General features: G+C 66.3%; 11 protein-coding genes and 1 pseudogene. 1 reads left to right on the forward strand and 11 read right to left on the reverse strand.

Annotation, left to right across the window (positions count from 1 at the left end; translation table 11 throughout):
- The first annotated feature begins 1,059 nt into the window (after nt 1-1,059).
- Nucleotides 1,060-1,998 (forward strand): SH3 domain-containing protein, encoded by a 939-nt coding sequence (locus BLT60_RS16130; RefSeq protein ID WP_139167864.1) that lies wholly within the window; start codon nt 1,060-1,062, stop codon nt 1,996-1,998.
- Nucleotides 1,999-2,053: 55 nt separating this feature from the next.
- Here the strand turns inward: BLT60_RS16130 and BLT60_RS16135 are convergent, their stop codons facing one another.
- From BLT60_RS16135 to BLT60_RS16185, 11 genes and pseudogenes are all read right to left on the reverse strand, one after another.
- Entirely contained in the window at nt 2,054-3,148 is a 1,095-nt protein-coding gene (locus BLT60_RS16135) for an ATP-dependent DNA helicase (protein ID WP_090877856.1), read from the reverse strand.
- 67 nt (nt 3,149-3,215) lie between these two features.
- On the reverse strand, nt 3,216-4,028 hold the full coding sequence (locus BLT60_RS16140) for a calcium-binding protein (RefSeq protein ID WP_139167865.1): 813 nt from the start codon (nt 4,026-4,028) through the stop codon (nt 3,216-3,218).
- Nucleotides 4,029-4,124: 96 nt separating this feature from the next.
- The gene (locus BLT60_RS16145; RefSeq protein WP_090877860.1) at nt 4,125-4,913 is read right to left on the reverse strand and encodes a metal ABC transporter permease; all 789 of its coding nucleotides are present in this window, start codon (nt 4,911-4,913) and stop codon (nt 4,125-4,127) included.
- Nucleotides 4,900-5,700, reverse strand: coding sequence for a metal ABC transporter ATP-binding protein (locus BLT60_RS16150; protein WP_175478485.1), 801 nt, complete (start codon nt 5,698-5,700; stop codon nt 4,900-4,902). Before BLT60_RS16150 ends, BLT60_RS16145 begins: the two co-directional genes overlap by 14 nt.
- On the reverse strand, nt 5,697-6,566 hold the full coding sequence (locus BLT60_RS16155) for a metal ABC transporter solute-binding protein, Zn/Mn family (protein ID WP_090877864.1): 870 nt from the start codon (nt 6,564-6,566) through the stop codon (nt 5,697-5,699). Before BLT60_RS16155 ends, BLT60_RS16150 begins: the two co-directional genes overlap by 4 nt.
- Nucleotides 6,567-6,784: 218 nt before the next feature.
- Nucleotides 6,785-7,420, reverse strand: a complete 636-nt coding sequence (locus tag BLT60_RS24945; RefSeq protein ID WP_090877866.1) for a calcium-binding protein — start codon at nt 7,418-7,420, stop codon at nt 6,785-6,787.
- Nucleotides 7,421-7,805: 385 nt separating this feature from the next.
- Complete coding sequence (infA, locus tag BLT60_RS16165; protein ID WP_090877868.1) at nt 7,806-8,078, reverse strand: translation initiation factor IF-1; 273 nt, start codon at nt 8,076-8,078, stop codon at nt 7,806-7,808.
- 24 nt (nt 8,079-8,102) lie between these two features.
- Nucleotides 8,103-9,413 carry a DEAD/DEAH box helicase gene (locus BLT60_RS16170; RefSeq protein WP_090877870.1) on the reverse strand — a complete coding sequence of 437 codons (1,311 nt, stop codon included), beginning with the start codon at nt 9,411-9,413 and terminating at the stop codon, nt 8,103-8,105.
- Nucleotides 9,414-9,632: 219 nt separating this feature from the next.
- Complete coding sequence (locus tag BLT60_RS16175; RefSeq protein ID WP_090877871.1) at nt 9,633-10,493, reverse strand: transglutaminase-like domain-containing protein; 861 nt, start codon at nt 10,491-10,493, stop codon at nt 9,633-9,635.
- 14 nt (nt 10,494-10,507) lie between these two features.
- Nucleotides 10,508-11,531, reverse strand: a pseudogene (locus tag BLT60_RS25050) (permease).
- Nucleotides 11,528-11,860 (reverse strand): ArsR/SmtB family transcription factor, encoded by a 333-nt coding sequence (locus tag BLT60_RS16185; protein WP_090877873.1) that lies wholly within the window; start codon nt 11,858-11,860, stop codon nt 11,528-11,530. Before BLT60_RS16185 ends, BLT60_RS25050 begins: the two are co-directional and overlap by 4 nt.
- Between the last annotated feature and the right edge of the window lie 8 nt (nt 11,861-11,868).

Raw genomic sequence — 11,868 nt, forward strand, 5'->3', positions numbered from 1 at the left:
CGCTTCAGAAGCACCCGCCGCGGTGGTTTGGGCGAACGCACCGTCTGGGCTGACGGAGGCGAGGCGGCTCCTCAAGGACGGCGCGCCTCTAGACCACCAGGGATGTCCGTCCGGGTTTCCCCTTTGCGGCCTGTCCCAGGCTGACCCCTGTCCGCCTTTAGCGCAGCCTTTGGAGCCTCGCGCGGCCGGCGCGTCTGACGGCGCCGGCTGACGGCTTACGAGCCTCCGTCGATCGCGTGCGAGACGACCGGCGGACACCGCACCCCGCTCCGCCACACGAACGCCTCCGGACGGCGCCCCTCGGTGAGCGGGGATGCGACGAGGATACGGGCGGATCGGACGAGGGGGATTTGTTTTTTGTTATGCCCGGTGGTGGGGCGGGCGCTGGCCGGGCCGACGAGCCCGGCCATGACCGGGAGACGCGACCGGAAGGCCAGGCTTCTGGCGCGGGCGAGCGCCCCCTCCACCACCCTTCGGGCGGTCCCCCTCCCCCGTGAACGGGGGAGGATCGCGGTGGCGACGGGAGGCGTATCCGGCGCTGACGGTTGGTGCGGCGGCGACGGGTTCGTCCTCCCCTGCGAAGCGGGGGAAGGGGACCGCCGCGAAGCGGTGGTGGAGGGGGCGCTCGGCGCTGACGGCGCACTGGAAACATTAACCGAGGGGATGGCGTTGACGTGTGCAAGGCACTCTGTCCATCCACCCGCCGTCATCCTCGGGCTTGACCCGAGGATCGGGTACCTGCTCCGCGACGTCAGGGCGGTTACGCCAGCGATATCGCCTTCGCCCTATCGGTCTCGGCTCGCGTGGCCCCGGCCGATCCTCGGGTCAAGCCCGAGGATGACGGTGGAGGGGGGGCGAATGGAGCTGCCAGCCACCCGCGCTTGAGCAGGGATGGCGCGGCCCGATCGCCGAGATCGACGTGAGCTACGACTCGGGCGCCAGCCTGGCGGAGCTTAGCGGGTGAGCGCGCCGTGCCCGGCCAGCCTGCCACATTGCGCGTCGCCTTTGTCGGATCACCCGGCTAGGCTGTCACCGACGCCATCGATGGAGGACGCCGCCATGCGGAACGCCGCACCGCAACTCATCCTCGGCCTTGCCGGGCTGCTCATGTTGTCCGGCGGCGCGGCGGCGCAGTCGCGGCAGTTTGATTGCGGCGGCGGCGCATTCGTTTCGGTGACGGTGTCCGGGCCGAACTCCGTCGTCGCCGGGCCGCTCGACGGGCAGATGATGACGCTGTTCCAGAGCCCCAATAACCCGATGCATTTCATCAATGGCGACTATGGCGTCGTCCTCTCGCCGGACCAGACTCGGGTCCAGGTCGAGGTGCCGGAGGATGCCGGGCGGATCTGCGTCTTCGGCGCCGCGGCCAACAACCAGCCGCCGCCCGCGCCGCCCCGTCCGCAGCCTCCGCCGCCGCCACAACAGCGACAGCAGCAGGCGACCGGGCAGGGGCCGTCGCGCCAGTTCTTCTGCGGCGAGGACAGCTTCGTCACCGTCACCGTGTCCGGCCCCAATACCATTCTCGCCGGGCCGATCGACGGGATGATGATGACGATGCAGCAGGATCCCAACCGGCCGATGGACTTCTTCTTCCAGGACTACGGGCTGACCATCTCGCCCGACCAGTTGCATATCGACATCGACATTCCCGACTTCGGCCGCATCGGCTGCCAGTTCGGCGCCGGGGCCGGCGTGCCACAACCGCCGCCGCCGACGGCGACACCCCAGCCCCAGCCGCCCGCCCAGGCCGCCGGTTTCCCGATTGCGGCGCGGTCGTGGGGCGGCACGGTGCGGGCCGGTCCCGGGGTCAACTTCCAGAAGATCGCCAGCCTGCCCGAGGGCGAGCAGATCACCGTTCTGGAGCAGGTGGATGCGCCCTTCTTCCAGGAGCGGCCGTGGTTCCGCATCTCGTTCCGGGGGCAAACCGGTTTTCACTGGGGCGGCATCATCTGCCCGATCGGACGGCCGGTGCCCGGCATGTACGAGGTGTGCAACTGAGGGAGCCGGGAGGGGCGAGAGGCCCGGCGTCGGCAGGGTGTAGCGGCCGCCGCGGCTATCGCACGATCCGGATGCGCTTCGCCGCGCGGGTGATGCCGGTATAGAGCCAGCGGGCGGCATTCTCGCGGAAGGCGAAGCTTTCGTCGAACAGGATGACGTCGTCCCATTGCGAGCCCTGCGCCTTGTGGACGGTGAGCACGTAACCGAAGTCGAAGGCGTCGGAGCGGCGGCGGGCGGGCGGCGCAAGCGCCTCGGCCGTGCCGTCGAAATAGGCGGGGTTGATTGTCGCGACAGTGTTGGCCCGGCCGGTGGCGCCGTCTTCCGGCGTCAGCGCGTAGCGAAGAAGGCCCTTGCGCGGCACCCGGACCTTGTCGACCCGCCACAGGCTGCCGTTGAGCAGGCCGCGCTTGCGATCGTTGCGCAGGCACACCAGCACGTCGTCGGCGACCGGCGTCGGGCTGTCGCGTCCGAGCAGTTCGCGAATGCGGGTGTTGTACTTCTGGCGGGTGACGTTGCGGCCGACCAGCACCTGGTCAGCGCCGGTCACGGCCTCCGGGTCGATCTCGTTGCGCGAGATGACGGCGCTTTCGCCGAACACGCCATATTCCAGCCGGCCCCCCTCGCGCACGATCATCGACAGGCGGACGATCGGGTCGCCGGCGGCCTGGCGGTGGACCTCGGTCAGCATCACGTCGGGCTCGGCATTGGTGAAATAGCCGCCGCCGGCGACCGGAGGAAGCTGCGCCGGATCGCCGAGCACCAGCACCGGCGTGCCGAAGGAGAGCAGGTCGCGGCCGATCTCCTCGTCGACCATCGAGCATTCGTCGATGACGATCAGCGATGCCTTGGCGGCGGCGCTGTCGTCGTTGAGCATGAAGGTCGGGCCCGACTCGTCCTCGCCGCGCATCCGGTAGATCAGGCTGTGGATCGTGCCGGCGCCCTTGCAGCCCTTGCCGCGCATGACATGGGCGGCCTTGCCGGTATAGGCGGCGAACAGGGTGTCGCCGCTGACGCTTTCGGCGAGGTGCCGCGCGAGGGTGGTCTTGCCGGTACCGGCATAGCCGAACAGCCTGAACAGCGGCTTGTCCGCCGCCTTCAGCCAGTCGGCCACCGCCTTGAGTGCCGAATCCTGCTCGCTCGACCATTGCATGGGCGTCGGTCTAGCGGAGGCGGCGCCATCCGGCCAGCCTCGCGGCCGGCCGGCGCGTTTGCCGGGCTCAGACGATCAGGAAATCGTCGGCGTCGAGCGTGTGATTGCCGCTGACCTTGGCGAAGAGAACCTTCGATTCGCCGCCGGCGCCGTCGGCGTCGTAGTAGAGCTTCTCCGGGCCCTTCTTGCTTTCCTTGAAGATCAGGAACTGGTCGTCGGTCTTGGCCTTCTTGCCGACAACGAAATTCTTGTCGGAGATGCCTTCGTCCTTCATGCCCTTGAAGGCCTTGAAGATGTCGGCATCGAGCCAGATCGAGTCGGTTCCGCCACCCTTGCCCTTCAGGTAGTTCCAGTCCTTGATCGTATCGACATTGTTCTTGGGATTGAGCTTGGTGTCGAAGACGAAGGCGTCGTCGCCGGCCGATCCCTTCAGCTTGTCGTGGCCTCGGCCGCCATGGATCTCGTCATTGCCGCCGTAGCCGACGATCTTGTCCTTGCCGTCGAAGCCGTAAAGCTTGTCGCCGCCTTCGTCGAAGGAGCCGAGGATGGTGTCATTGCCGTCGAACAGCTTGTTCTGGACATAATTCTTCCAGTTGCCGTCGTAGACCGCGTCGAGAAATTTCGTCGCGCTGATCTTCATGTTCGAGATCTTGTAGAAATCGTCCCCGCCAAACTCCTTGACGTTGATGATGAAGATCTTGCCCTTGTCGATCTTGCCATTCTTGTTGACGTGGACATTGCCGGTCAACCGGACTTCGATGCCGTCCCTTACGATAACGAGCTCGCCGTCGTCGTTGGCCAGCCCCTGGCCCTTCATCGTCTTCGGAATCTCGTTCAGCTTGCTGTTGTCGCTTGCTGCGGTAGCGTCAAATGTCGGCATCGGTTTGGAACTCTCCTCGGGCCTGCCCAGCGCGGCCGCGAACACTCGCGATGAAGCCCAATCGTGTCAAGATTTTGCCGTCGCCGGTATTAAATTTCATGTACGGCGGCCGAGGGCGAGCGCGGCAAAATAGACGAGTGCGCTGAGCACGGTGATGCAGAAGCTGACCGGCCAGTCGCTGTAATAGGCGATGGCGATTCCCAACCATGCCTGGACGAGGGCGAGACCGCAGGCGAGCGCCAGGCCCGGCCACAGGCGGGAGGTGAGGCGCTGGGCCGCGGCGGGCGGGCCGATCAGCAGCGTGAAGACCAGCAGCACGCCGACGATCTGGACCGACTGGGCCACCGCCAGCGCCGTGATCGCCAGAAACAGCGTGCCGATCAGCCTGAGCCGCACGCCGCGTGCTTCTGCCAGTTCCGGCTGCAGGCTGGCGAAGAGCAGTGGGCGGCCGATCGCCGCCAGCGCCGCCAGCGCCGCGGCGCCGAGCACGACCAGCCAGCCGAGCATCTCGGCCGAAACGGCAAGAACGTTGCCGAACAGGATCGCCGTCGCCTGCAGGGTTGTCGACGTATTGAGATTGAGGAACAGGAGGCCGAAGCCGAGCGCCAGGGTCAGGATGATGCCGACGGCGACATCGCGGCCGCTGAGCCGCTCGCCGAGAAGGCCCATGCCGGTGCCGGCGGCAAGGGTAAAGACGAGCATGCCCCAAAGCGGCGCAACGCCGACAAGAGCGGCGCCGGTGGCCCCGGCGAAACCGACATGCGAAAGCGCATGGCCGGCGAAGGTCTGGCCGCGCAGCACCAGGAAATAGCCAACCGCGCCGGCGACCAGCGCGACGATGCCGCTCGCCGCGAACGCCCGCAGCATGAAATCATAGGTGAGCATGGTCGTGATGGTGCTCGCGTTCGATATGCTCGCCACCCGACATGACGAAGATCCGCCCGCTGGCGCGGATCACATCGATCTTGGTGCCGTAGAGGCGGGAGAGGGTTTCCGGCGTCACCACCTCGTCGACCGTGCCGAGGACCGCCGCCCCGCCGCCAAGGTAGAGGACCTGGTCGATCGCGCCGAGGAGCTGGTTCAGTTCATGGGCGCTGAACAGCACGGTCAGCCCGAACTCCTTCGACAGGCGGCGGACGAGGGTGACGATCACATGCTGCTGATGCTGGTCGAGGCTGATCAGCGGTTCGTCGAGGAGGAGCAGGCGAGGCCGGCCGATCAGCGCCTCGGCGATGAGGAGCCGCTGGCGCTGGCCGCCGGACATCGCCGAAAAGGGACGCTCGGCCAATGCCACGCCGTCGACGGCCTCGAGCGCCCAGTCGATGTCGCGCCGCGCCGCGGCCGAGACGATCGGCAGGCCGAAGCGATGTCCAGCCACCGATGCGGCGAGAAAGGCCCGGCCGGAGAGGCCGACATCGGGCGGGGCGGCGTGGGTCTGGGGCAGGTAGCCGATCGCCGCATGACCCTGGCCGACGGGTTCTCCGAACACCGCGATCCGCCCGGCCTGCGGTCGCCTCAGGCCGAGGATGGCCCGCATCAGCGTCGTCTTGCCCGAGCCGTTGGGGCCGAGCAGGCCGACGAAGGCGCCTTCCGCGATATCGAGGCTGATATCGGAGAGCAGCGACCTGCCGCCGACCGACAGGGTCAGGTGGTCGAGGGAGATCGCACTCAAGACGAGGGCGCCGACAGGGCCTTTTCCGTTGCGTCGAGCTGGTCGAGCATCCAGCCGACATAGCTCCCGCCTTCCGGCATGGTCTCGGTTATCCCGACGACCGGCAGGCCGGATTCCTGCGCAACGGCGAGGAGGCGCTCGGTCAACGGGTCAACGACCTGGCTGTTGTAGAAGAGGACCTTGACCTCACCGTCGCGGATATCGGCTTCGAGGCCGGCGATCTGGCGGGCCGACGGCTCGCTCTCGTTGTGGATCGCCCGCTGGAAATCCTCGTTGCGCATGTCGAGGCCGAGGGCTTCGGCCATCAGCCCGAAGACCGGCTCCGTCGCCGTCACCGGCGCACCGGAATGACGCTCGCGGATCGTCTCGATCGTTTGATTCAATTCCTGAAGCGATGCGACGAAGGCATTGCTGCGGCTCCGGTATTCCGCCGCGCCTTCCGGATCCATGGATGTCAGCTCTTCGGCCAGCGCGGCGGCGAGCGCCGGCATGGCGCGCGGGTCGTACCAAAGGTGCGGATTGTCGCCCTCGACCGCGCCGACCAGTCCGGCGACGTCGATGACGACGCGGTCGGCTGGGTCGGAAGCGTCGACGAGGCGCTCCATCCAGTGGTCATACTCGGCGCCGTTCATGATCACGATCCGCGCGTCGGCGACCGCCCGGGCGACCGATGCCGGGGGCTCGAAGTCGTGCGGATCCGCCTCGGCGCTGACGACGACGCTTTCGACCGAGACACGGTCGCCACCGATCGCGACAGCGACCTCGCCATAGAAGTTCGCGGCGGCGACGACCGGGATCGGCACGTCGGCGGCCTGGACGGCGAGGGGAAAGGCAATGAGAGTTGCGGCGGCAAGCAGGGATTTCATTGAGTGCGCTCCTGAGAAGAACGCAACGTTATAACATTACATATTGCGTTGCAATGGAGATTTGGCCGCCAGATTCATATCGAGAGCCGGATCACGCAGAATCGCCAAGCGTCATGCGTGACAAGAAAAAAAATTCAAAGGTTCGGGGAGAGCGTAAATCCTCATCCCGGAGCGAGCAAAAAAAGCTTCAAGCCGCCAGGTTCAGTAACATTCCAGGGTCAGTCAAACAAGAAATGGTAGTAGGTGATGTCCAGGTCTTTGTCGAGTTTGGCCACTTCCGTGTGGCCGCCATCTTCGTTGGCGTTGTAGTCGTACCAGACAATACCCTTCTTTTTGTTGTATCCAAAGTAATCGTCCTCGTCCTTTGCGCGCTTTCCTATCCTGACAATGTCCTGCGGCATGTGGCCGATGGCCTCGAAGCCACTTGTGAAGATGGTGCGGCTGAAGTGAAGGAAGTCGGCATTCGGCTTGAAGTCGACGATCGTGTCGAGGTTGCCCTCGGAATAGGGGGTTGAGTTGAAGACGAAGTGATCGTTGCCCTTTCCGCCCTTGAGGCGGTCTTCGCCCAGGCCGCCGTAGAGCCGGTCGTCCCCCTTGTTTCCGATCAGGACATCGTCGCCGATCCCACCGTAAAGGGTATCATCTCCGGATTGGCCACGAAGCTTGGACTGACCAGCTCCGTAATAGTTGAGGATGTCGTCTCCGCCGCCGCCCTTGAACTTGACGTAGGGGGCATCTACCGTGTTCTTGCTGTTGCTCGTCAACTGATCGTCGCCGCCTTTACCGTACATTTCGGAATAGACGCCGAGTATTATGTTGTCTTTGTTGTTTCCTACGTAGATATCATCTGCCATTGGATTGGCTCAAACTCTTGCGTTTCGGCGAGGGCGGCGCGTCTCTTGTAACGGATTCGAACGGCATCTGACGAGGCCGGTTCGAAGCGGCAGATTGGGCCAATTCAGGCTCTCCGGCAAGCCTTCTCTAAGCGTTCGGGCGGGCGGCAAGCGTCACGACCCGATGAAGGGTGACCGACGGCGGCCGTTGCGGGCGGCGGACAGCCAGTATCGCAGCGGACCGAGAGAGCCTGAACCTGAATTCAAATGAAGAAGGTGAGGGCGTGTTCGCGCTGCAGCGCATCGCGCCTGCGGGAACCAATACCGGTGGCCACACGGTGGTGGGCCAGAAATCTTCCGGGCGCGCCGACTTAGGGCGCGCCCGGAGGAAGCAGGAAGCCGGAGCCTAGCGGCGCCGGAACTGCGGTCGGCGGGCGCCGCCGGCCGGGCCAGTGCCTTCCGACTTGTGCCGGAAGTTGATCCGGCCCTTGTCGAGGTCATACGGCGTCATCTCGACCCGGACCCGGTCGCCGGCGATGGTGCGGATGCGGAACTTGCGCATCTTGCCGGCGGCGTAGGCGAGGATCACGTGGTCATTGTCGAGCGTCACCCGGAAATTACCATCCGGGAGCACTTCGGTGACGGTGCCTTCGAATTCGAGGAGTTCTTCCTTTGCCATGTGTTTTCTCCTTTCCGGTCAGGCTTAGCTGGTGGGATCGGCCGCGGGGCGGTTCGAATCCCTGAGGAATGCCACGGCGCCGATTTCGTCGCCGCGGTGGGGCTGGCGCTGGGGCCGCTGGCCGCCATTGCCGCCATTATTGCCGCGCCGCCGGTTACGATTGCGCGAGGCGCGCTGCGGCTTGGCCTTGTCGGGTGCGGCACCGCGCGGTTCGACGCGGTGGCCGGTCGCCGGGATATCGACCTTGATCAGCCGCTCGATCGACTTGAGGAGCGGCGTCTCGTCCGGGCTGCACAGCGAGATGGCGATGCCGGTATTGCCGGCGCGGGCCGTGCGGCCGATGCGGTGGACGTAGGTTTCCGGCACTTCCGGCAGGTCATAGTTGATGACATGGGTGATGCCGGCGACATCAATGCCGCGCGCCGCGATATCCGTCGCGATCAGCGTCGTGACGCTGCCGCTGCGGAACTTGGCCAATGCGCGCTCGCGCTGGCCCTGGCTCTTGTTGCCATGGATGGCGTCGGCGCCGATGCCGGCCTTGGCCAGCACCCGGACGACGCGATCCGCGCCATGCTTGGTGCGGGTGAAGACGAGGGCGCGGTTGATCGGCTCCTCGACCAGCAGTTCCGCAAGGCGGTTCGGCTTGTCGGCGCGACCGATATGATAGACGCGCTGTTCGATCTTCGAGACCGTCGAGGCGGGCGGGGTGACGCTGACCTGCGCCGGGTCCGTCAGCATCTCGCCGGCCAGCCGCGCGATCTCCGGCGGCATCGTGGCCGAGAAGAACAGCGTCTGGCGATCCTTCGGCAGCATGGCGATGAGGCGACGGATGTCGTGGATGAAGCCCATGTCGAGCATGCGGTCGGCTTCGTCGAGGACCAGGTATTCGACCTCATCGAGCCTGACCGCCCGGCTCTTGGCAAGGTCGAGGAGGCGGCCGGGAGTGGCCACCAGCACGTCGACGCCGCCGCTGAGGTTGCGGATCTGCTTGCGGATCGGAACGCCGCCGATGGCAAGCCGGACGCTGAGGCGCAGGTGCTTGCCGTAGGTGGTGAAGGATTCGACGATCTGGCCGGAGAGTTCCCGGGTCGGGCTGAGGACCAGCACGCGGGCCGACTTCGGCGTCAGAGGCTTCGGCGCCGCGGCGAGCTTGTTGAGGATCGGCAGCGCGAAAGCCGCGGTCTTGCCGGTGCCCGTCTGCGCGATGCCAATGAGGTCGCGCCCTGACAGGACGACCGGAATGGCCTGCTGCTGGATCGGGGTGGGAGTGGTGTAGCCCGCTTCGGAAAGCGCGCGTGAGATCGGCTCGGCAAGGCCGAGCGCGTTGAATGACATTATCAGTACTTTCTATATGCGGATTCAGCCCGCGGTTCTCGTGAACCGGGAACGCAAATCGCCGTCTGTCGGGGACATCCCGCGCGGCCTGGGCTGTCGTTTCTTGGTGTGAAGAAGCAGGCAGAAGACCGTATTTCGGAATCCGTGCAACGCGGCCTGCTGGGCGTTATCCGACGTATATCGGGCGTCCGTTTCGAAATTGCAAACGATTTCTTCCCGCTAGGCACGCTGCCGGTCGACCATCGCACTCCCGGCCAGACGATCACGTCGGATCAATGGCAGCGTCTTTACGGTCCGGCCCCGGGAATCGAGCCAGACGGGCTCCGCGAGCAGCTTCAGGGCGCGGATGCCGGCGTCGGGGAAATCGAGGCCCATCGAATGGGCGAGGGCGACTCGCTCTCCCGGCTTGGGGTTGAGGCCGGGGCGAATCACCGGCTCGCCGAGCTTGAGATGGTGGGCGATGTCCCATTCGCGCACGACGCCCGCATGCCGGGTGGCCACCCAGCAATGCATGTCGTCGCAGCGGCCATGCTTCTCGGCCGGGAAGAAGTACCCGGTGACGTAGCCGGCCTCGAACCCGGCCGCGCGCAGGCAGGCGATCAGGTATGCGTTGATGTCGACGCAGGAGCCCTCGGCAACGCCGCAGGCGAGGTCGGGAATGTGGTCGTGGCCGTCGTAGAAGCGTGTTTCGGGATGGCCATAGGTGAATTTTGCCGCGACATCCTGGGCGATCGCCGCGATGCCGGCTTCGCCGTCATCGGCGGTGGCAATCCGGCGGGCGCCGTCGACGAGGCTGTCGGCGGCGATGGTGTAGCGGTTGGGGCGATGCCCGAACAGCGCGTCGGCATAGCCCGGCCCGCCGTCGATGTAGTCGTAATGCAGGGTCACCGGCGTGTCGGCGCACGGTGCGATCAACGCGGCCATCTGGCCGGTGCCGGCTTCGCCGACCAGCGAGAAGGGCGCGCCCTCGACTGTGAAACGGACCGGAGTCTGGTGCGGCGTCGCGATGCCGACCGGCGCCAGCAGCAGGCGGTCCGCCGCATCCTCGGTGGCGACTGTGACCGTGACAGATGTGCGCACCTCGGCTTCCCGGCTCAGACGGCAAGCTGGAAGGCGAGACCGGCAAGGATCGCACCGGAGAGGCCGAGACTGAGGTAGGTGGCGAAGACGCCCGGCTTGACCAGCGACCACACCGCCGCCATCGCCGGGATCGAACTGACCGCGCCGGCGACCATGAAGGCCATCGCCGCGCCGGCGCCCATGCCCTGGTCCATCAGGCCGGCGAGCAGCGGCGGGGCGACGTAGCTGTTGAGATAGGCCGGCATGCCGACAACCGCCGCGGTGACGATCGGCAGGACGCCGTCGCCGCCGACCAGTCCGGCGATCAGGGTTGCAGGGACGTAGGTGACGAGCAGGGCCTCGAGCACATAGGCGAGCGCCAGCCACTTGAGGAGGAAGAGCGCGTTGGCCGCCAGTTCCGAGCGGAAGGCGACGCGGCGCGGCTCCTCGGTCCAGAAGCGCCAGACAGGCTTGCCCCTGAAAGGCGAGGGACGGCAGCCGCAGCCGCCGGAGGAGACGGCGCGGACCGGGTCGGCGAAGAAGCCATTGGCGATCATCGCCTTGACCGAGAAGCCGCCGAACACGCCAAGCGCCACGGCGGCGAGCGCCTTGCCGATGGCGAAGGGCCAGCCCAGTGATGAACAGCGTCGGCGGGTCGATCAGCGGCGAGGCGAGCCAGAAGGCCATGACCGCCGACAGGGGCGCGCCGACGGCGAGCAGCCCGGCAATGAAGGGAATGACCTCGCAGGAACAGAAGGGCGCCAGCCCGCCAAAGGCGGCGGCGACGAAGATCATCCGTGTCTCGCGGCCCTTGAAGGCGCTGCCGACGACCGTCTCGGCCCCGGCCGCCTTGAGCCAGGCGATCAGCAGCACGGCGAAGACGATGTAGGGCAGGGTGCCGGCGAAGGCGGTCAGCGCGAAACCGACGACATGGGCAGCGTTGGCGGGATCGAGCAGGAGCACGGCAAGAGGTGCTGCGACCACTACGGTCCACGGTGTCGCCAGCCAAGTCTTCCAGTCGCGAAGCGGGGAAGCGGAGGTCTGAACGGCGTCGCTCATGCGGCGTCCTCGCAGGATCGGGTTTCGTCGGCGCAGCACTCCTTGAGGAGATAGCCGGCCAGCGCTTGCAGATGATCGTAGGCGGCGCGGTTGATGACCTGGCGGCCGACCTTCTCCTGCGTCACCAGGCCCGCCGAGGCGAGAAAGCGCAGGTGATGGGCAAGGGTCGAGGCAGCCATGCCGGTGCGGGTCTGGATGTCGCCGACGGGAAGCCCGCCCGATCCGGCCTTGACCAGCGTCAGCAGCACCTGGAGGCGCGCCTCCGACCCGACGGCGGCGAAACCCTGGGCGGCTTCCTCGATAGCGAGATCGTCATTCGATATAACCATATTTCTAG

Source organism: Bauldia litoralis, from assembly GCF_900104485.1.
Lineage (GTDB): Bacteria > Pseudomonadota > Alphaproteobacteria > Rhizobiales > Kaistiaceae > Bauldia > Bauldia litoralis.

Coding starts and splice junctions, on each gene's coding strand:
- BLT60_RS16145 (WP_090877860.1), bottom strand. CDS start 4,913: ATGCTCACCTATGATTTCATGCTGCGGGCGTTCGCGGCGAGCGGCATC.
- BLT60_RS16170 (WP_090877870.1), bottom strand. CDS start 9,413: ATGTCATTCAACGCGCTCGGCCTTGCCGAGCCGATCTCACGCGCGCTT.
- BLT60_RS16155 (WP_090877864.1), bottom strand. CDS start 6,566: ATGAAATCCCTGCTTGCCGCCGCAACTCTCATTGCCTTTCCCCTCGCC.
- BLT60_RS16135 (WP_090877856.1), bottom strand. CDS start 3,148: ATGCAATGGTCGAGCGAGCAGGATTCGGCACTCAAGGCGGTGGCCGAC.
- BLT60_RS16140 (WP_139167865.1), bottom strand. CDS start 4,028: ATGCCGACATTTGACGCTACCGCAGCAAGCGACAACAGCAAGCTGAAC.
- infA (WP_090877868.1), bottom strand. CDS start 8,078: ATGGCAAAGGAAGAACTCCTCGAATTCGAAGGCACCGTCACCGAAGTG.
- BLT60_RS16185 (WP_090877873.1), bottom strand. CDS start 11,860: ATGGTTATATCGAATGACGATCTCGCTATCGAGGAAGCCGCCCAGGGT.
- BLT60_RS16130 (WP_139167864.1), top strand. CDS start 1,060: ATGCGGAACGCCGCACCGCAACTCATCCTCGGCCTTGCCGGGCTGCTC.
- BLT60_RS24945 (WP_090877866.1), bottom strand. CDS start 7,420: ATGGCAGATGATATCTACGTAGGAAACAACAAAGACAACATAATACTC.